The following is a 17610-nucleotide window of genomic DNA, read 5'->3' as shown; positions in this document are numbered from 1 at the left end:
GCCTTTGCGCAGTTCATTTGGCGCAGCTCATTTGGCGCAATTCACTTGGCAACCGTGCGCTTCAGGCTGAGATCTTCGGGGCTGTAGAACAGCTCGTAGACCTTGCCTTCCTTGACACCGTAGACCTCATAGCACGAGCCTTCGATCTTGGAGCGACGCACCTCGTAGCCCAGCGCCTTCGCCTTGGCTTCGGCTTCGCTCGCCGGCTTCCACGAGGCCTTGTCGAGCTTGGTGCAATCCTTGAATCCGTCGGCCATCGCCGTCGACCCCATGCCAATCCCGATCGTCAGTGCAATGGCAACAACACGAATGACCTTCACGAAACTCTCCTCCTCTGTCGTGCGCGCCACGCTTAGCGCGAACCGACTGCGAAGGAAGCAAAGGAGGTGATCAAGTCAATCCAGTTCGGGCGCGGATGTTTTAGATAAGCTCTAACATCGGCGAAAACATCAGCCCTCTCCGTACGCAGAGCACCCCTGACGCGTTGCTGCGGCCTTACGCCTCATGGCTGGCCAGCTGGCTCATCTCTTGGGTTACGTCCGCTAGTAGCCGGCAACCGCGAGCGCTACGACCGCGCTCATGCCGAGCCAGCCGAAATGACGGCCGCGCGTTGCCCAGGCATTGGCCAGCGCGGCAAAACCGAACACGATCGCGAGCGTGACGATGATCCAGTGCCGGGCGAGGTTGGATTCCATCCAGGGCGCGGCGAGCAGCAGCACGCCGCCGCCGATCCACGCCACCGTGCCGGCCTGCCAGACCAGCCGGATCAGCGTGCGCAGCCGCGGCGGCTCGATCGAGGCGCGAGCGAACACTTTGGTCTCGCCGAGCATGCCGTGGATCAGCGCCAGCACGATCGCGGCGGCGCCCGAACATTGCAGCAGGAGGTCGCGCATGAAACCGTCTCCATCCATACAGTGCTGTACGGATATGCACCCACTTGCTCCACGCTGTCAATACAGTACTGTATGGCCAACGCCTGGACCGGGACATGACCGAACAGCTCTCCGCCGACGATTGGATCAACCAGGGCCTCAAGGCACTGGCGAAAAGCGGCTTCACCGCGCTGAAGGCCGATCCGCTGGCAAAGGCGATGGGCGTCTCCCGCGGCAGCTTCTATTGGCATTTTGCCGATCTCGCTGCGTTCCACGCGGCGGTGCTGAAGCGCTGGCGCGAGATCGCGGCCGAACAGGTCATCGCCGACGTCGAGGCCGACAGCGACGATCCGCTGAAGGCGCTGCTGCGCAGGACTTTTGGCGCGCGGCTCGATCTGGAGCGCGCGGTGCGCAACTGGGCGGCATTCGATGCGGCGACGCTAGTCGCGGTCCGTGCCATCGACCGCCGCCGGCTCGATTATATCGAGGCGCTGTTCACGAAACGCGGGCTGACGCCCGCAATCGCGCAGGCCCGCGCGCAGATCCTGTACTGGACGTTCCTCGGCTTCGCGCTGTCGGGCGCGCCGGTTCCGGCGGCACGGCTCCATGGCCTGCTCGACGAGATCCTGCGGATGGCATCAGTCTAGCGAACCGTAATGGGCGGCCGGCATTTTCTGTGCTAGAGGCAACCCGATCGCCGGAGACCACAATGAACGCGCCCACCGAACGCCCTGAAAACAGCGTCGATCCCAAACTGCTCGAGATCCTGGTCTGCCCTCTGACCAAGGGCCCGCTCGAATTCGATTCCGCAAAGCAGGAATTGATCTCGCGCTCGGCCAAACTCGCTTATCCCATCCGCGACGGCATTCCGATCATGCTGCCGGAAGAGGCGCGGAAGATCGATTGAAGAATTCGTAGCCTGGATGGAGCGGTAGCGAAATCCGGGGCTCCTGGGGCTGATGAAGCAACGGCCCCGGATTGCGCTTTCGCTCCATCCGGGCTACGACGTCGTCACTCGCCGTTCGCGGCTACAACGCCTCACCCTTCAACAATTTTGGCACCTCGCCGGTAAGCCCCGCTGCCTCGCGGATAAAAAGATTCTTCAGCGGCGGAGTGCGGTCAACGAGGCCGAGGCCGATATCGCGCACGGTGCGCAGCAGCGTCGACCGGTTCGAGAACAGGAAGTTCAGCGAGTTGGTGGCAACGCCCATCGCCATGGTGTCAAAGCGGCGCCAGCGCTGGTAGCGCTCGAGCACGTCGGCCCCGCCGATATCCAGGCCGAGCCGCGCGGCGTCGACGACGACCTCGGCCAATGCAGCGACATCCTTCAGACCCATGTTGAGGCCCTGGCCGGCAATGGGATGGATGACATGCGCGGCATCGCCGACCAGTGCCAGCCGCTCTGCGATGAAGGAGCGCGCCACGAAATAGAACAGCGGGAATGCGCGCGGCTTGTCGAGCGCCTTGACCTCGCCGAGATGCAGGCCGAAACGCCGCTCGAGCTCACCGTGGAATTCCTCGTCGCTCAGGGCGACAATGCGCGCGGCTTCCGTGCGGCGCTCGGTCCACACCAGCGACGATCGCTTGCCGGACAGCGGCAGGATCGCGAACGGGCCTGCGGGCAGAAAGTGCTCTTCGGCCCGCCCCTCGTGGTCGCGCTCGTGGCCGACGGTGACGACGATGCCGGATTGATCGTATTCCCAGCCGTGGGTGGCGATGCCGGCGCGTTCGCGCAGCCTCGACTTCGCGCCGTCGGCGGCGATCAGCAGGCTTGCCGCAATCGCGCTGCCGTCGCCGAGCGTCACATCGATGCCGTCGGCGCGCGAATCGTAGGACGCCACGGTGGTGGCGCGCAGATCGATGCCCTCCGCCTCGGCACGCACCACCAGCGCATCGATCAGGCGGCGGTTCTCGACCATATGCGCGAAGGATTCACCGGGCGCAACATCGCCGGCAAAATTCAGAAATACCGGACGCGTGGCATCTTCCAGCTTGGAATCGGTGACGACCATGTCGAGGATCGGCTGCGCCTCGGCCTTGACGTCGTCCCAGGCGCCGATGGCCTCGAACAGGCGCCGGCAGGCCGCCACGATCGCAGTGGCGCGCGGGTCGCGGCTCGGCCGTGTCGCGAGGGCGGGATCGGCGACGATGACGGGAATTTCGGGGCCGAGCCCCTGCCGCAGCGCCAGGGCCAGCGCGAGGCCGGCAAACGCCCCGCCACCAATGACAATGCTACCCTGTACCGACATTCAAGATTTCCCGGCTAAATCCTGGTCTTGCTAGCAGACTTGAGGTGGGCGAAACAGTGCGGTGAAACAAGGGCGGAACGGCCCAATGTGTCATTCCGGAGCATCGAACCCGGACTGACGGCAAGAAAGTTCAATCCATGTCCAAAAGCCTAATCGACCTCATCGCGATCCTCGACCTCGAACAGCTCGAGGTGAATTTGTTCCGCGGCAACAGCCCGAAGACGAGCTGGCAGCGGGTGTTCGGCGGGCAGGTGATCGGGCAGGCCATGGTCGCGGCCTGCCGCACGGTCGAGGGCCGGCTGCCGCATTCGCTGCATTGCTATTTCATCCTGCCGGGCGATCCGCAGATTCCGATCATCTACCAGGTCGAGCGGCTGCGCGACGGCAAGAGCTATTCGACGCGCCGCGTCACCGCGATCCAGCACGGCAACGCGATCTTCTCCATCATGGTGTCGTTCCACGCCGAGGAGGAGGGCGCCTTCGACCACCAGGAGAAGATGCCCGACGTGCCGCCGCCGGAAAAACTCACGGCGGAGGAGGTGGCGAAGCAGCCGATGTTCCGCGAAATGCCGGAGTTCATCCGCCGCTATTATGAATCCGATCGGCCGATCGAGCTGCGCCCGGTCGAGCTCGGCCGCTATTTCGGCCAGAAGATCGACGACGGCCGCATTCACGTCTGGATCAAGACCGCAGCCACGCTGCCGGACGATCCCGCGCTGCATATGTGCGCGCTGGCCTATGCGTCGGACTTCTCGCTGCTGGATGCGGTGATGGCGCGCTACGGCCGCACCCTGTTCGACAAGCGCATGATGCCGGCAAGCCTCGACCACGCGATGTGGTTTCACCGGCCGTTCCGCGCCGACGAATGGCTGCTGTACGTGCAGGATTCACCGAGCGCGCAGGGCGGCCGCGGCTTGACCCGCGGCCTGATCTTCAAGCCCGACGGCACGCTGGTGGCGTCCGTCGCGCAGGAAGGCTCCGTGCGCGAGCGGAAGAGCTGAGCGCCTAATACGTGATGAAATTAGGTTCGTTCGATTGTCCGCGGTTCACCTCTCCCCAGCGGGGAGAGGTCGGATTGCGCAGCAATCCGGGTGAGGGGCCGCAGCGCTCAGTGAGACTGTAACCCCTCACCCGGATCGCATCTTTCGATGCGATCCGACCTCTCCCTACGGGAGAGGTGATTCGAATGCCGCGCCCGCACCGACTAACCAAAACTCATCCCGCTCAGAGTGCGCCGCGCGGGGCGAGCTCGGTTTGCGAAGCAAACCAGTTCATGATCCAGCGATACACCCACGGGATCGGGATGATGAGGCTGAACAGGATCGCGGCCACGATTCCGCGCCAGAGAATCCCGAGTCCGCTGCCCTGGAAGACGATCTCGCGGCGCGTGCCCTCGATGTTGCGGCAGAACCAGCGAAGCTGTGCCGCGGCGACCCAGGCCCAGCCGATAATCGTGATGAACGAAATCGCGAACAGCAGATTCCAGCCGATATAGGCCCAAACCGAGCCGGTGAAGCTGAGGCCGAGCGGCTGCCCGTTGGAGGCCAGGTTTGCAACCATCCATTTGATCAGGAGCCAGTAGAGAACGATCTGGGCGATCAACAGCAGGTTGCCGAGCACCTGGCTACCGGTGAAGCCGACGACAATCATCAGAACGATGAAGCCGAAAAACCAGGGTACCAGCGTCATAGCGTTGCCGGTGAAGCTGAGGTTGGGCCGCCCCGGAACCTTGACGCAGGACACGATCCATTGCGTGTACCAGACGAACGCCCAGGGCGCCGGTATGATGAGGGCTATGCCGATCAGCATCGCGATGCTGCGCCAGGTGAATTCGAGGATGCCGAAGTCGATCGACAGCGAACCGGCGCCGCCATAGCCACCCGCACCCGTCATCGGCGGACCGCCGGCCGGGACCATCGGCGGACCGCCGCCGCCGATCAGGCCGGGGATTTCGGCGGCCTTCTGCCAGCCCGCCATGCCTTCGGACCACACCAGCGTATCCGGGCGCACGATGCCTTGGGCGATCAGGTCGCGGAATTGCCCTTCCGGATAGGGCCCTTGCTGCTTGCCCTCGGATGCGTAGAACCAACTCGCCATGAACGCCCCCCTAAAATACTTATGTACCGTTCAGCGGGCGCGGGTTCACCGCATCCATGCCAAAAACGCATTGTGGAGGATGAACGGCTGCCCTGTACAGAGGCGGCCGGCGAAAAGGCCCAAGCGTTTTTCTGCTTCAATCTGCAAGTTTTTTATGCCATTTGCCCAGAAAGATGCCAGATTGATACGGCGCCGGGGAGACACGGCGCGGCGCATCCCGAGGAATAGGCCTGACCATGAAGCTCGTCGTCGCGATCATCAAACCCTTCAAGCTGGATGAGGTCCGTCAGGCGCTGACGGCGATCGGCGTCCACGGCATGACCGTGACCGAAGTGAAGGGCTATGGCCGCCAGAAGGGTCACACCGAGATCTATCGTGGCGCCGAATATGTCGTGAACTTCCTGCCCAAGCTGCGGATCGAGATCGCGGTCGCCTCCGATGTGGCCGAGAAGGCCGTCAGCGTCATCACCGCGACCGCGCGCACCGGACAGATCGGCGACGGCAAGATCTTCGTCACGCCGATCGACCACGCGCTGCGCATCCGTACCGGCGAAACCGACAGCGACGCGCTCTGATTTCGACTGCGTTGCGAGACCGTCATGGTGAGGAGCGCGGAACGCGCGTCTCCGGACGATGCTCGCATCGCCGGGCGAACCATGAAGGCCCGGATCTCGCCCGTGACCATCCTTCGAGACGCGCGCGAGCGCGCTCCTCAGGAGGAGGGGGAGTGCTTGGAACGCAGTTGCGACTAACTCTTTCTTCGAAATGCACCGGGCAACGACGCCACAGCGTGCGACGCAATCGATATGCTGGGGGAAATGACATGGCGGGATTGTTGCGAAGCACTGGACGGCCGCAGGTCACTTCGGGCTTGCACAACACATAAGTGTATGCTTATGTGTCGTCATGATTGAAGCCGACATCTTCAAGGCGCTAGCCGACCCGACGCGCCGAAAGGTCTTTGAAAAGCTCGCTGGCGGAAGCCTGAATGCCAGCGCTTTGCGCGACGGGTTGGAGATCAGCCAACCGGCGATGTCGCAGCATCTTGCGGTGCTACGTGCGGCACGCCTGGTCCGCGAACAGCGGCAGGGCCGCTTTGTGAACTACGAGGTCGACCCGGACGGGATCGCCACCATCGGGACATGGCTTGCGCGCTACCGCGCCTATTGGCCGAAGCGCATGGAAGCCCTCGCCGGTCTCTTGAAGGACATGGACCAATAAGGACATGGACCAATAAGGACCTGGATCAATGAGCGACGCGATGAAGCCTGATCACTCCGCCCCAGCCTTGGTGCTCGAATATGACCTCGATGCACCGCCGGCGAAGGTTTGGCGCGCCGTGACCATTCCGGCCCTGCGCGAGCGCTGGCTGCCGGGCTCGGACCTTGCGGCCGCCGAACCTGAATCATCGATCGCGGGCGAAGAGGTGCGCTACCGCCTCCGCGAGTCCGAACCGCCGTTTCGCGAAAGCCACGTCACCTTCCTGATCGAACCGAACGAATCCGGCGGCACCCGCGTTCGCATCATCCAGCAAGCCTGCGACGATCGAGCAAAGCTGCCGCAGGCGGCCAACGCCAATTCCTGCCTGATGCGCGCGGCCTAACGGCAAAATACTGCATCATCTGCAGAAATGGAGGTCGCCGATGCGCGACATGCTGCAGCTCGTCCCTATGGTGGTGGAACAGTCCGCTCGCGGCGAGCGATCCTTCGACATCTATTCGCGGCTCTTGCGCGAGCGCATCATCTTCCTGAACGGCGAGGTCAATGATGCGATGTCCGGACTGGTTTGCGCGCAGCTCCTGTTCCTGGAGGCGGAGAACCCGCACAAGCCGATCAATCTCTACATCAATTCCTATGGCGGCGTGATCACCAGTGGCCTTGCGATGTACGACACCATGCAATTCATCAAGGCGCCGGTCCATACGCTGTGCATGGGCACCGCGCGCTCCATGGGCTCGTTCCTGCTGATGGCCGGCGCGCCCGGTCACCGCGCTGCCCTGCCCAATGCGAGCCTCCACGTGCATCAGCCCCTCGGCGGCTTCCAAGGCCAGGCGTCCGACATCCTGATCCATGCAACCGAAATGCAGGAAACCAAGCGGCGCATTATCCGTCTCTATGCAAAGCATTGCGGGCGCCCCGAGCAGGAGGTGGAACGAACGCTGGACCGCGATCACTTCATGACCGCGAACCAAGCGGTCGAATGGGGACTGATCGACAGGGTTCTTGCGGAACGCGACGTCGCCTGACGGTCCGAAGCCGGTCGGCCTGTTCGTGCCCTTGCGCGTATCCCGTGAGCACGAGCCGGAGGGACTGGATATTTCGCAGCGCGGAGAAGCCCTGCACTAGGCGGCCGCTCTACCAAAATACCTTCGCGCTGCCCGACGCATGAGCAACATTGTGTCGGCGGCCTGTCCTGCTCGCATTTTACGCAGGCCTGACTAAGTTTTGAGCGCGACGTAATAGCGCACTGCGGCGCAACACCCGCCAAACGCGAAAACACCCGTTTTCATAGTCCGTTAGGCAAGACGGACGATCTGGCACGGCATTTGATTCTAGGGGTCCTGGCTGTGCCCGCGTAGTGAACTTTCTCCCTCGTGGCGAACCAGTCGAGAAACGCCCGGCCACGTCCGGACCGGGCCCAAGCGGGGATAGGACCCATGAAAATTGTTATGGCGATTATCAAGCCATTCAAGCTGGAAGAAGTCCGTGACGCCCTGACCGCCATCGGCGTTCACGGGCTTACGGTGACGGAAGTCAAGGGATATGGCCGTCAGAAGGGCCATACGGAAATCTATCGCGGCGCCGAATATGCCGTGAGCTTCCTGCCCAAGATCAAGATCGAGGTCGCTGTCGCCTCCGACCAGGTCGACAAGACCATCGACGCCATCACGTCGGCTGCGAAAACCGGACAAATCGGCGACGGCAAGATCTTCGTCATCAACCTCGACCATGCGGTTCGCATCCGCACCGGCGAGGCCGACGCCGCGGCCCTTTGATTTCGCGCTCAATCAAAAATTCAATCAGGAGTAAATGAAATGACGTTTAAGCGTCCCTATGGCGCGGGATTGGCGGCTCTCGCAGTCGGCCTGTTCGCTGCGACCGCAGCCTATGCCGAGCCAACGGTCAACAAGGGAGACAACGCCTGGATGCTGACATCGACAGTACTCGTGCTGTTGATGACGATCCCGGGTCTTGCGCTGTTCTACGGCGGCCTCGTCCGCTCCAAGAACATGCTCTCGGTCCTGATGCAGGTGTTCTACACCGTCTGCGTCGTCACCGTGATCTGGGCCGTATACGGCTACAGCCTCGCCTTCACCGGCGGCTCCGACTTCATCGGCGGCTTCTCCAAGGCCTTCATGATGGGCGTCACCACCGACTCGAAGGCGGCGACCTTCAGCGTCGACGCCAACATCTCGGAGCTCATCTATATCTGCTTCCAGATGACCTTCGCGGCGATCACGCCCGCGCTGATCGTCGGCGCCTTTGCCGAGCGCATGAAGTTCGCGGCAATCGCGCTGTTCATTCCGCTCTGGGTCACCCTGATCTACTTCCCGATCGCGCACATGGTCTGGTACTGGCCCGGCCCGGACGCGATTCAGGATGCCGCCAAGGCGCTTGCTGCAGCGGCTGATGGCGCGGCGAAGACCGCGGCGCAGGCCAAGCTCGACGAGATCAACGCCGACGCCGGCTGGATCTTCAAGAAGGGCGCGATCGACTTTGCGGGCGGCACCGTGGTGCACATCAACGCCGGCATTGCAGGTCTCGTCGGCGCTCTCTTGATCGGCAAGCGCGTCGGCTACGGCAAGGAGCTGATGGCTCCGCACTCGCTGACGATGTCGATGATCGGCGCCTCGCTGCTCTGGGTCGGCTGGTTCGGCTTCAACGCCGGCTCCAACTTAGAGGCCAACGGCGGCGCAGCCCTCGCCATGACCAACTCCTTCGTCGCCACCGCAGCCGCCGCGCTGTCGTGGATGTTCGCGGAGTGGATCGTGAAGGGTCATCCCTCCGTGCTCGGCATCATCTCCGGCGCTGTTGCGGGCCTCGTGGCGGTCACACCTGCGGCCGGCTTCGCCGGCGTGATGGGCGCGATCGTCCTCGGCCTCGTCGTCGGCGTGGTCTGCCTGTTCTTCTGCACCGTGGTGAAGAACGCGCTCGGCTACGATGACTCCCTCGATGTGTTCGGCGTGCACTGTGTCGGCGGCATCATCGGCGCCCTCGGCACCGGCATCCTGGTCAACCCGGCCCTCGGCGGCGCCGGCATCATCGACTACACCGCGATCCCGCCCAAGGTTGCCGATTACGACTTCGCGGCGCAGATGATCTCCCAGCTCTGGGGCGTCTGCACCACGCTGGTGTGGTCGGGCATCGGTTCGGCGATCCTCTACAAGGTCGTCGACGTGATCGTTGGCCTGCGCGCCAACGTCGAGACCGAGCGTGAAGGCCTCGACATCACCGAGCACACCGAGCGCGCCTACAACATGTAAGTGTTCTCCCGGGGCGCGATCCTCCCGGGGATCGCGCCCAGAACTACGGTTTGGGCACATACCCGGCAATGCCCCGACCGTTGAGGGGCTCCAGCGCAAGTTGGAGCCCCTTTCTTTTTGATCGCCCCACCAAAGAAAAAGATTGCCATTCCAGGCAGGCAGCGCAGAAATATCGACCACAAGAACAACAAAGCGGGAGGTCGTCATGCGTTTGGAAGGCGGATGCTATTGCGGCGAAGTACGCTACGTGGCCGAGGGCGACCCGATGATGCAGGCGCAGTGTCATTGCCGCGAGTGCCAGTACATCTCGGGCGGCGCGCCCAACATCTTCATCGCGATGCCGGCGGCGGGCTTCAGCTACATCACCGGGCAGCCCAAGCAGTTCACCCGCAAGGATCTCGAGCGGGCCGTCACGCGCGAATTCTGCGCCGAGTGCGGCACGCATCTGGTCACGAAGGTTCCGGGGCTGCCGGCCGCGATCGTGAAGGTCGGCACGCTGGATGAGCCGTCCCAGTTCCAGCCGCAGCTGGCGATCTACACCTGCGACAAGCAGGAATTCCACGCGATCCCGGCGGGCATGCCGACGTTTGAGAAGCTGCCGGGGCACTAGACGCGCCTATATCGCGAAGCTCGTCATGCCCGGGCTTGTCCCGGGCATCCACGTTCTTGGGCGCGCCGGGAAAGGCCGTGGATGGCCGGGACAAGGCCCGGCCATGACGTCGCCGAAACATCCACGTCCCCGGCAGAGAACGATCAGCGCCGCGTGCGACGAGAAGTGAGGCCTCGCGCGCCATGCATCCCGTTGTTATCCGGCCTCATTATTCCCGCTCTGGACGGGGGCGGCGGCCGATGGTTAATCGCGTCTTAACCTCGCCCTATCTATGGTGAACTGAACCGCTTCCCGCCGGTGCCTTCGCGCGACCGGCTGTTCCAAGAGTGCTGGCGCCCAGAATGGCTATGACCGCTTCATCCCGTGCGCCGCAGACCGGTGGAAGCTCCGACAGCGACCGCTCGCCCTTCGTCCGGCTGAACGAGCTGCTGGCGCCGCATCAGCCAGGCAAGCCCTTGATTACGCTTGCAGTCGGCGAGCCCCAGCATCCGGTGCCTGACTTCGTCGGCCCGGTGCTGGCCAAGCACACCGCCGATTTCGGCCGTTACCCGGCGAACAAGGGCACCGACCCGTTCCGCAAAGCCGCCAGCGCCTGGCTGTCGTCGCGCTTCAAGCTGCCGCGACCGCTCGATCCCGAGAGCGAGGTTCTCGTTCTCAATGGCAGCCGCGAGGGACTGTTCTTTGCCGCGATCACGGCGGCGCGCTATGTCGGGCCGCGTCCCGGCAAGCCTGCGATCCTGATGCCGAATCCGTTCTATCCGGTCTATGGCGCCGGGGCCCGCGCAGCCGCTTGCGAGCCGGTCTATTTGCCGACCACCATCGAGAACGGTTTTCTGCCCGACCTCGACGCCATCGACGAGGCGACGCTGGCGCGCACGGTCGCGTTCTATCTGGCCTCGCCCGCCAATCCGCAGGGCTCGGTCGCCTCGCGCGACTATTTTCTTCGCCTCAAGCAGCTCGCCGATCGCTACGGCTTCGTGATCCTGAGCGACGAGTGCTATTCGGAGATCTACACCCGGGAAGCTCCGGGCAGCGCGCTGGAATGCGCCGGTCCTGATTTCACCCGCGTGGTTGCGTTCCAATCGCTGTCGAAGCGCTCGAATCTGCCGGGCATGCGCGTCGGCTTCGCCGCCGGCGACAAGAAATTCATCAGCATGTTTCTCGAACTGCGCAACGTCGCGGCGCCGCAGGTGCCGGTGCCGCTCCAGCATGTCGCGACCGTTGCCTACGGTGACGAGGCGCATGTCGAGGAGAACCGCAGGCTCTACCGGATCAAGTTCGATCTCGCCGACCAGATCATCGGCAATCGTTACGGCTATCGCCGGCCCGACGGCGGCTTCTGCGTCTGGCTCAACACGTCCGAGCTCGGCGACGACGTGGCCTTGACGGTCAGGCTGTTCAAGGAAGCAGGCGTGCGCGTGGTGCCCGGCAGCTATCTGGCGCGGCTCCAGCCCGATGGCTTCAATCCCGGTGCGGGCTACATTCGCCTGGCGCTGGTGCAGGATGGTGAGACCACGGCGGCGGCGCTGCACCGCCTGGTCGAGACTCTGGGTTAGGCGGGGCCCATGAGCATGTCGACAATCGAACGTGTCATTCCTCTGGTCGGCCATCTGCCGCCTTCGATCCGCGAGGCGCTGACGCGGCGCGTGCGTGAGCTCGCCGGTCTCGGGCTGATCGCGCTCTCGGGCGTCGCCTCGGCCGCGCTGATGACCTGGTCGGTGCAGGATCCCAGTCTCAGCCACGCGACCTCGCGGCCGATCCGCAACATTCTCGGTTATGCCGGCGCGATCGGCGCCGACCTTGCGATGCAGATCCTCGGGCTCGGCGCGATCATGCTGATCCTGACCGTCGCGGTCTGGGGCTGGCGCATGCTGACCCATCGCCCGTTCGACCGCGAGGCGCTGCGGCTCGGCTGCTGGATTCTCTGCACGGTGATCGCGGCTGGCTTTGCGAGCTGCTGGCCGCATGGCGGCGCCTGGCCGCTGCCGACCGGAATTGGCGGCGTGGTCGGCGACGCGTTGGTGCGCGCGCCCGCGGTGATTTTCGGACCGGCCGGCACGATCTATCGCATTGTGCTCGGATTGATTCTGTTCGTCGCGATGTCCGCGACCTTCCTGATCGCCTGCGGTTTTGGTGCGCGCGAGCACGACGACGAGCTTTCGGAGATCGAGGATGACGATACGCCGCTCGACGAAGACGATGCCAGCGATCGCGGGTCGGTGTCACTGGGTTGGCTGTTCCATGCGCTGATGAGCACGAAGGCGCGGCTGATCTGGCTGCTCGGCACTGCCTATCGCTCGCTGGTCTCGAGCACGCCGAAGCCCCGCGCGATTGCCTTCGACCGTCAGGAACCGAATCTCGGTGGCGGCCGTGCCGCTCCGTCAATCTCGCCGCAGTCCGAGGATGAGGATTACGAGGACGGACACGACGAGGAAGACGAGGAGGAAGAGGAGGCGCCGGCCGCGCGCACACCGCGCAAGAAGGCCGCGCCGAAGGCTGCGCCCAAGAAATCCTCCGACAAGTTCGAGCTCCCGTCCGTGTCGGTGCTGGCCGCGCCCAAGGCCGGCGATCGCCAGCCGCTCAGCAAGGCCGAGCTGGAAGCCAATTCGCGCGCGCTCGAAGGCGTGCTCCAGGACTTTGGCGTGCGCGGCGAGATCGTGAAGTCCAATCCCGGCCCTGTGGTCACGTTGTACGAGCTGGAGCCGGCGCCCGGTATCAAGTCGTCGCGCGTGATTGGACTTGCCGACGACATCGCCCGTTCGATGAGCGCGCTCTCGGCGCGCGTCGCCGTCGTGCCCGGCCGCAATGCGATCGGCATCGAGCTGCCGAACGCGCATCGCGAGAAGGTCTATCTGCGCGAGCTGCTGGTCGCCAAGGAGACGACAGAGACGGTTGCAAAGCTGCCGCTCTGCCTCGGCAAGACCATCGGCGGCGATCCCGTCATCATCGATCTTGCGCGCACGCCTCACATGCTGATCGCCGGCACCACCGGCTCGGGCAAGTCGGTCGCCATCAACACCATGATCCTCAGCCTGGTCTACCGGCTGCGCCCGGACCAGTGCCGGCTGATCATGGTCGATCCCAAGATGCTCGAACTCTCCGTCTATGACGGCATTCCCCATCTGCTGACGCCGGTCGTGACCGATCCGAAGAAGGCGGTGGTCGCGCTGAAATGGGCCGTGCGCGAGATGGAAGAGCGCTACAAGAACATGGCCAAGCTCGGCGTGCGCAACATCGACGGCTACAATGCGCGCCTGCTCGAAGTGAAGGCAAAGGGCGAGGAGCCGACGCGCACGGTGCACACCGGCTTCGACAAGGAGACCGGCAAGGCGATCTACGAGGAAGAGAAGCTCTCGCTCGAGCCGTTGCCCTACATCGTCATCATCGTCGACGAAATGGCCGATCTGATGATGGTTGCCGGCAAGGACATCGAAGGCGCGGTGCAGCGCCTCGCACAGATGGCGCGCGCCGCCGGCCTGCACGTGATCCTCGCCACGCAGCGTCCATCGGTCGACGTCATCACCGGCACCATCAAGGCGAACTTCCCGACCCGCATCGCCTTCCAGGTCACGTCCAAGATCGACAGCCGCACCATTCTGGGCGAAATGGGCGCCGAGCAACTGCTCGGCCAGGGCGACATGCTCTACATGGCCGGCGGCGGCCGCATCAGCCGCGTGCACGGTCCCTTTGCATCGGACGAGGAAGTCGAGAAGGTGGTGCGCCACCTCAAGACTCAGGGACAGCCCGAATATCTCGAAGCGGTTACTGCCGAGGAGCCCACCGAGGACGAGGACGGCGCGGTGTTCGACGCCACCGGCATGGGTGCGGACGGCGGCGGCGACCTGTTCTCGCAGGCCGTTGCCATCGTCAAGCGCGACCGCAAGGCTTCGACCAGCTACATCCAGCGCCGTCTGCAAATCGGCTACAACCGCGCTGCCTCGCTGATGGAGCGCATGGAACTGGAAGGCATTGTCGGACCGGCCAATCACGCCGGCAAGCGCGAGATCCTTGTCGAGGAAGAAGACAGCCATATGTAAGGCGGCCCGTCTCAAAATGCATTCTCACGCAAAAACGATATCTGCTTTTGCCTGAATTCACGCTAAAACGACGCCCAGCCACACAGGACGACGCGTTGATCAGACATCCGGACATTCGATTCGCTGCCTCCATCGCTGCGCGAAGCGCGCGCGTGGCGGGCGTGCTTCTCGTCACCGCCGCGATGGTGACCGCCGCGTCTTTTGCACAGAACGTACCCGTGCCAAAGCCGGCGCCAAAGGCCCGTGACGGTGCTCCGCCCTCTGGGGGGCCGTCGATCACCGGCGCGACCCAGCCGCCGCCGAATCCGGTGATTCCGGATCCGCGCCGCAACGTGCCGAGCAGCATCTTCCAGACCTTCGATGCCAACCAGAAGGCGCAGGCGGCCAAGGTCAGCGCCTATCTGTCGTCGCTCTCGACTCTGGTCGGGAATTTCGTCCAAGTCGGTCCCGACGGCAGCAAGATGCAAGGCGACTTCTACATCCAGAAGCCGGGCAAGGTGCGCTTCGAATATGATCCGCCGAGCCCGATCGACATCGTCGCCGACGGATCGTCGCTCGTGGTGCGCGACCGCAAGCTGGCGACGCAAGACGTCTATCCGCTGTCGCAGACGCCGCTGCGCTTCCTGCTGTCGGATCGAATCGATCTGATGAAGGACACCAACGTCGTCAACGTCACCGCCGACGACGTCTTCGTCAGCGTCACCATCGAGGAGAAGCAGGCGCTGGTCGGCACCAGCCGCCTGATGCTGATGTTCGGCGCCAAGGACGGCCAGCTCAAGCAATGGACCGTCACCGACCCGCAGGGCTATGACACCACGATCGCGGTCTACAATCTCGATGCGGGCAAGAAGCTCGATCCCGGCATGTTCAAGATCGACTTCACCAATTACGGCCCGTCGCCGGGCTAGGTGCGTAGGGTGGGTTAGCCCTGCGGCTGCGCGGAGCGCAGTCCGCTGGCGTAACCCACCATCTCGATCTGCAATTGCGGAAGCATGGTGGGTTACGCTTCGCTAACCCACCCTACGGATTACCCCTGTGGACAATCCGTCTCCCACCGCCGCAATCCATGCTAAGACGCATTTCTCATGCGTCTTTCCCTGACAACCTGGAACATCAACTCGGTGCGGCTGCGCATCGATCTGGTCGCGAAATTCCTCAAGAGCGCACGGCCCGACGTGCTGTGCCTCCAGGAGACCAAGTGCATCGACGATGCCTTTCCGCTGAAGCGCTTCAAGCGGCTCGGCTATGAGCATGTCGCGCTGAACGGACAGAAGGGTTATCACGGCGTCGCCATCGTCTCGAAAATTCCGTTCGAGTCGAAGGACATCCGCACCTTCTGCGACAAGGTGGATTCGCGCCACATCTCGGTGTCGTTCGGCGAAAAGGCCAACATCGCAAAACCGCTGGTGCTGCACAATTTCTACGTCCCTGCCGGCGGCGATATTCCCGACCCGGCGCTGAACGAGAAGTTCGATCACAAGCTTCGCTTCCTCGACGAGATGAAAGCCTGCGAACCGCTGCATCCGCGCGCAGAAGACCGCCACATCCTGGTCGGCGATCTCAACGTCGCCCCGCACGAGAACGACGTGTGGTCGCACAAGCAGCTGCTGAAGGTGGTGTCGCACACCCCGATCGAAACCGAGAAGCTGCAGGCGGCGCTGAATGCCGGCCAATGGGTTGACGTCGCGCGCGAGCGCATTCCGATGTCGGAAAAGGTCTACACGTGGTGGAGCTATCGCTCCGCCGACTGGACCGTCGGCGATCGCGGCCGCAGGCTCGACCACATCTGGGTCTCGCGCGCGCTGACAGATGCGGTCAGCGATTTCAGGATTCTGCGCGAGGCGCGGAGCTGGGAGCGGCCGTCGGACCACGTGCCGGTGACTGTGACGCTGGAGGTGTAGGACCGCCAGCCACGCCTGACGCCCTCATCCTGAGGAGCGCGCTTGCGCGCGTCTCGAAGGATGGGCCGCGGGCGAAAGCCGGGCCTTCATGGTTCGAGACGGCGCTCACGCGCCTCCTCACCATGAGGATCACCTACGTCGTCAGCTTCGCGCCCGCCATCAGGATATCGCTGGCGATCTGGCTCGAGCGAATTGCGAATTCGTCGCGGAGGCGAACCGCCGCGGCCGGGTCGCTTTCGAGCACGCGCTGAAACAGGCTGCGCGCGACGCGGATGACGGAAGAGTGCTCGATCGCGATCGCACCCGACGGCCGCTTCATCGGCACGACCAACGCGAGCTCGCCGATCAGCGCGCCGGGACCGGCGATCATTTCGGCGCCGGCGCCGTCGTCGACCCGAAAGGCGCCGCGCTGGACCACGAAGCCGGCATCGGCGTCGTCGCCGAGATTGAACAGGACGTCGCCGCGAACGAAGTCGCGCTGCTCGGAACCGATCGCCAGCATGCGCAACGAGGCGTCTCCCAACAGGCGCAATGTCGGGACACGCTCAAGAAGCGCTACGTCGTCATCGATTGACATTCAGGTCCGAGGCTCAAGGGCACGCAATCTAAAACGATTCGCACACCCCCCGAAGCGTATCACGGCACCAGCTTGTAGCCACCGGCTTCCGTGACCAGGATTTCCGGGTTGGCAGCATCCTTCTCGATCTTCTGGCGAAGACGGTAGATGTGGGTTTCCAGCGTATGGGTGGTGACGCCGGAATTGTAGCCCCAGACCTCCTGGAGCAGGGTCTCGCGCGAGACCGGCATCTGGCCGGCCCGGTAGAGGAAGCGCAGGATGGCCGTCTCCTTCTCCGTCAGCCGCACCTTGCGCGCATTGGCGGCGGTCAGCATTTTGGAGCCGGGACGGAAGCTGTAGGGGCCGACCGAGAACACGGCGTCTTCGCTGGCTTCGTGCTGGCGAAGCTGGGCGCGGATGCGGGCGAGCAGCACGGCGAAGCGGAACGGTTTTGCGACATAATCGTTGGCGCCGGATTCCAGGCCCAAAATCGTGTCGGAGTCGGTGTCATGCCCGGTCAGCATGATGATCGGAGCCTTGAACCCGCCCTTGCGCAGGGAGCGGACCACCTCGCGGCCGTCGGTGTCGGGCAGGCCGACATCCATCAGGACGAGATCGGGGGAATTGGCCTTTGCGGCGCTTGCGCCCTTGGCGCCGGTATCGACGGCGGAGGCTTCAAATTCTTCGTGCAGCGATAATTGCTCCACCAACGTATCGCGCAGATCGGTATCGTCATCCACGATTAGGATCTTGCGGGCATTGGCCATAGGGGGTCATCCTTTTGGGGTCCGGCTCGGCGCGCAT

General features: G+C 63.8%; 20 protein-coding genes. 14 read left to right on the top strand and 6 right to left on the bottom strand.

The annotated features are described in order from the left end of the window. Positions 1–41: 41 nt before the first annotated feature. Together GWG65_RS24400 and GWG65_RS24395 are read right to left on the bottom strand one after the other, a co-directional pair. Positions 42–320: a PepSY domain-containing protein gene (locus tag GWG65_RS24400; protein ID WP_187436352.1), complete on the bottom strand. Its 279-nt coding sequence runs from the start codon at positions 318–320 to the stop codon at positions 42–44. Between the two features lie 222 nt (positions 321–542). Beyond that, positions 543–893 (bottom strand): hypothetical protein, encoded by a 351-nt coding sequence (locus tag GWG65_RS24395; RefSeq protein WP_275198104.1) that lies wholly within the window; start codon positions 891–893, stop codon positions 543–545. Positions 894–988: 95 nt separating this feature from the next. Here GWG65_RS24395 and GWG65_RS24390 point away from each other — a divergent pair, with 95 nt between their 5' ends. Together GWG65_RS24390 and GWG65_RS24385 are read left to right on the top strand one after the other, a co-directional pair. Further along, positions 989–1519 carry a TetR/AcrR family transcriptional regulator gene (locus GWG65_RS24390; RefSeq protein ID WP_275198103.1) on the top strand — a complete coding sequence of 177 codons (531 nt, stop codon included), beginning with the start codon at positions 989–991 and terminating at the stop codon, positions 1517–1519. A gap of 62 nt (positions 1520–1581) precedes the next feature. Then, entirely contained in the window at positions 1582–1779 is a 198-nt protein-coding gene (locus tag GWG65_RS24385) for a Trm112 family protein (RefSeq protein WP_092232493.1), read from the top strand. 121 nt (positions 1780–1900) lie between these two features. On the opposite strand, the gene GWG65_RS24380 is transcribed toward GWG65_RS24385, so the two are convergent. After that, positions 1901–3121, bottom strand: coding sequence for a ubiquinone biosynthesis hydroxylase (locus tag GWG65_RS24380; protein WP_275198102.1), 1221 nt, complete (start codon positions 3119–3121; stop codon positions 1901–1903). Between the two features lie 137 nt (positions 3122–3258). On the opposite strand from GWG65_RS24380, the gene tesB reads away from it, so the two are divergent. Further along, complete coding sequence (gene tesB, locus GWG65_RS24375) at positions 3259–4122, top strand: acyl-CoA thioesterase II (protein WP_247381014.1); 864 nt, start codon at positions 3259–3261, stop codon at positions 4120–4122. Between the two features lie 223 nt (positions 4123–4345). Here tesB and GWG65_RS24370 read toward each other — a convergent pair whose 3' ends face one another. Then, positions 4346–5218 carry a DUF4339 domain-containing protein gene (locus GWG65_RS24370; protein WP_275198101.1) on the bottom strand — a complete coding sequence of 291 codons (873 nt, stop codon included), beginning with the start codon at positions 5216–5218 and terminating at the stop codon, positions 4346–4348. Positions 5219–5454: 236 nt separating this feature from the next. Here GWG65_RS24370 and GWG65_RS24365 point away from each other — a divergent pair, with 236 nt between their 5' ends. The 11 genes from GWG65_RS24365 to xth all read left to right on the top strand — a co-directional run bounded on the left by GWG65_RS24365 (position 5455) and on the right by xth (position 16250). Beyond that, the gene (locus tag GWG65_RS24365) at positions 5455–5793 is read left to right on the top strand and encodes a P-II family nitrogen regulator (protein ID WP_247381020.1); all 339 of its coding nucleotides are present in this window, start codon (positions 5455–5457) and stop codon (positions 5791–5793) included. A 331-nt stretch (positions 5794–6124) separates the two neighbouring features. Continuing rightward, on the top strand, positions 6125–6439 hold the full coding sequence (locus GWG65_RS24360; RefSeq protein ID WP_275198100.1) for a metalloregulator ArsR/SmtB family transcription factor: 315 nt from the start codon (positions 6125–6127) through the stop codon (positions 6437–6439). Positions 6440–6467: 28 nt separating this feature from the next. Further along, a complete protein-coding gene (locus GWG65_RS24355) occupies positions 6468–6821 on the top strand; it encodes a hypothetical protein (RefSeq protein WP_275198099.1) in 354 nt (117 codons plus the stop codon). Between the two features lie 40 nt (positions 6822–6861). After that, a complete protein-coding gene (locus GWG65_RS24350) occupies positions 6862–7464 on the top strand; it encodes an ATP-dependent Clp protease proteolytic subunit (RefSeq protein WP_275198098.1) in 603 nt (200 codons plus the stop codon). A 411-nt stretch (positions 7465–7875) separates the two neighbouring features. Continuing rightward, positions 7876–8214 (top strand): P-II family nitrogen regulator, encoded by a 339-nt coding sequence (locus tag GWG65_RS24345; protein WP_008142813.1) that lies wholly within the window; start codon positions 7876–7878, stop codon positions 8212–8214. Positions 8215–8253: 39 nt separating this feature from the next. Then, positions 8254–9702 carry an ammonium transporter gene (locus tag GWG65_RS24340; protein ID WP_247381030.1) on the top strand — a complete coding sequence of 483 codons (1449 nt, stop codon included), beginning with the start codon at positions 8254–8256 and terminating at the stop codon, positions 9700–9702. Between the two features lie 205 nt (positions 9703–9907). Beyond that, the gene (locus GWG65_RS24335) at positions 9908–10312 is read left to right on the top strand and encodes a GFA family protein (protein ID WP_275198097.1); all 405 of its coding nucleotides are present in this window, start codon (positions 9908–9910) and stop codon (positions 10310–10312) included. Positions 10313–10653: 341 nt separating this feature from the next. Beyond that, the gene (locus tag GWG65_RS24330) at positions 10654–11868 is read left to right on the top strand and encodes an aminotransferase class I/II-fold pyridoxal phosphate-dependent enzyme (protein ID WP_275198096.1); all 1215 of its coding nucleotides are present in this window, start codon (positions 10654–10656) and stop codon (positions 11866–11868) included. 9 nt (positions 11869–11877) lie between these two features. After that, on the top strand, positions 11878–14349 hold the full coding sequence (locus GWG65_RS24325; protein WP_275198095.1) for a DNA translocase FtsK: 2472 nt from the start codon (positions 11878–11880) through the stop codon (positions 14347–14349). A 152-nt stretch (positions 14350–14501) separates the two neighbouring features. Further along, positions 14502–15257, top strand: a complete 756-nt coding sequence (locus GWG65_RS24320; RefSeq protein ID WP_275198094.1) for an outer membrane lipoprotein carrier protein LolA — start codon at positions 14502–14504, stop codon at positions 15255–15257. Between the two features lie 177 nt (positions 15258–15434). After that, complete coding sequence (gene xth, locus GWG65_RS24315; protein WP_275198093.1) at positions 15435–16250, top strand: exodeoxyribonuclease III; 816 nt, start codon at positions 15435–15437, stop codon at positions 16248–16250. Positions 16251–16383: 133 nt separating this feature from the next. Here xth and GWG65_RS24310 read toward each other — a convergent pair whose 3' ends face one another. Together GWG65_RS24310 and GWG65_RS24305 are read right to left on the bottom strand one after the other, a co-directional pair. Beyond that, positions 16384–16827: a cyclic nucleotide-binding domain-containing protein gene (locus GWG65_RS24310; RefSeq protein WP_275198092.1), complete on the bottom strand. Its 444-nt coding sequence runs from the start codon at positions 16825–16827 to the stop codon at positions 16384–16386. A 59-nt stretch (positions 16828–16886) separates the two neighbouring features. After that, positions 16887–17573 carry a response regulator gene (locus GWG65_RS24305; RefSeq protein ID WP_008142830.1) on the bottom strand — a complete coding sequence of 229 codons (687 nt, stop codon included), beginning with the start codon at positions 17571–17573 and terminating at the stop codon, positions 16887–16889. Positions 17574–17610: the final 37 nt, after the last annotated feature.

Source organism: Bradyrhizobium sp. CSA207, from assembly GCF_029051685.1.
Lineage (GTDB): Bacteria > Pseudomonadota > Alphaproteobacteria > Rhizobiales > Xanthobacteraceae > Bradyrhizobium.
Note: the sequence above shows the minus strand (reverse complement) of the source record. Positions and strands in the feature narration are given on the sequence as shown.

Excerpts from the sequence above, each read along its gene's own strand:
- GWG65_RS24365 (WP_247381020.1), top strand. The coding sequence starts at position 5,455 with ATGAAGCTCGTCGTCGCGATCATCAAACCCTTCAAGCTGGATGAGGTC.
- GWG65_RS24325 (WP_275198095.1), top strand. The coding sequence starts at position 11,878 with ATGAGCATGTCGACAATCGAACGTGTCATTCCTCTGGTCGGCCATCTG.
- GWG65_RS24380 (WP_275198102.1), bottom strand. The coding sequence starts at position 3,121 with ATGTCGGTACAGGGTAGCATTGTCATTGGTGGCGGGGCGTTTGCCGGC.
- GWG65_RS24305 (WP_008142830.1), bottom strand. The coding sequence starts at position 17,573 with ATGGCCAATGCCCGCAAGATCCTAATCGTGGATGACGATACCGATCTG.
- GWG65_RS24335 (WP_275198097.1), top strand. The coding sequence starts at position 9,908 with ATGCGTTTGGAAGGCGGATGCTATTGCGGCGAAGTACGCTACGTGGCC.
- GWG65_RS24390 (WP_275198103.1), top strand. The coding sequence starts at position 989 with ATGACCGAACAGCTCTCCGCCGACGATTGGATCAACCAGGGCCTCAAG.
- GWG65_RS24395 (WP_275198104.1), bottom strand. The coding sequence starts at position 893 with ATGCGCGACCTCCTGCTGCAATGTTCGGGCGCCGCCGCGATCGTGCTG.
- tesB (WP_247381014.1), top strand. The coding sequence starts at position 3,259 with ATGTCCAAAAGCCTAATCGACCTCATCGCGATCCTCGACCTCGAACAG.
- GWG65_RS24360 (WP_275198100.1), top strand. The coding sequence starts at position 6,125 with ATGATTGAAGCCGACATCTTCAAGGCGCTAGCCGACCCGACGCGCCGA.
- GWG65_RS24310 (WP_275198092.1), bottom strand. The coding sequence starts at position 16,827 with ATGTCAATCGATGACGACGTAGCGCTTCTTGAGCGTGTCCCGACATTG.
- GWG65_RS24340 (WP_247381030.1), top strand. The coding sequence starts at position 8,254 with ATGACGTTTAAGCGTCCCTATGGCGCGGGATTGGCGGCTCTCGCAGTC.
- GWG65_RS24350 (WP_275198098.1), top strand. The coding sequence starts at position 6,862 with ATGCGCGACATGCTGCAGCTCGTCCCTATGGTGGTGGAACAGTCCGCT.
- GWG65_RS24330 (WP_275198096.1), top strand. The coding sequence starts at position 10,654 with ATGGCTATGACCGCTTCATCCCGTGCGCCGCAGACCGGTGGAAGCTCC.
- xth (WP_275198093.1), top strand. The coding sequence starts at position 15,435 with ATGCGTCTTTCCCTGACAACCTGGAACATCAACTCGGTGCGGCTGCGC.
- GWG65_RS24370 (WP_275198101.1), bottom strand. The coding sequence starts at position 5,218 with ATGGCGAGTTGGTTCTACGCATCCGAGGGCAAGCAGCAAGGGCCCTAT.
- GWG65_RS24345 (WP_008142813.1), top strand. The coding sequence starts at position 7,876 with ATGAAAATTGTTATGGCGATTATCAAGCCATTCAAGCTGGAAGAAGTC.
- GWG65_RS24355 (WP_275198099.1), top strand. The coding sequence starts at position 6,468 with ATGAGCGACGCGATGAAGCCTGATCACTCCGCCCCAGCCTTGGTGCTC.
- GWG65_RS24385 (WP_092232493.1), top strand. The coding sequence starts at position 1,582 with ATGAACGCGCCCACCGAACGCCCTGAAAACAGCGTCGATCCCAAACTG.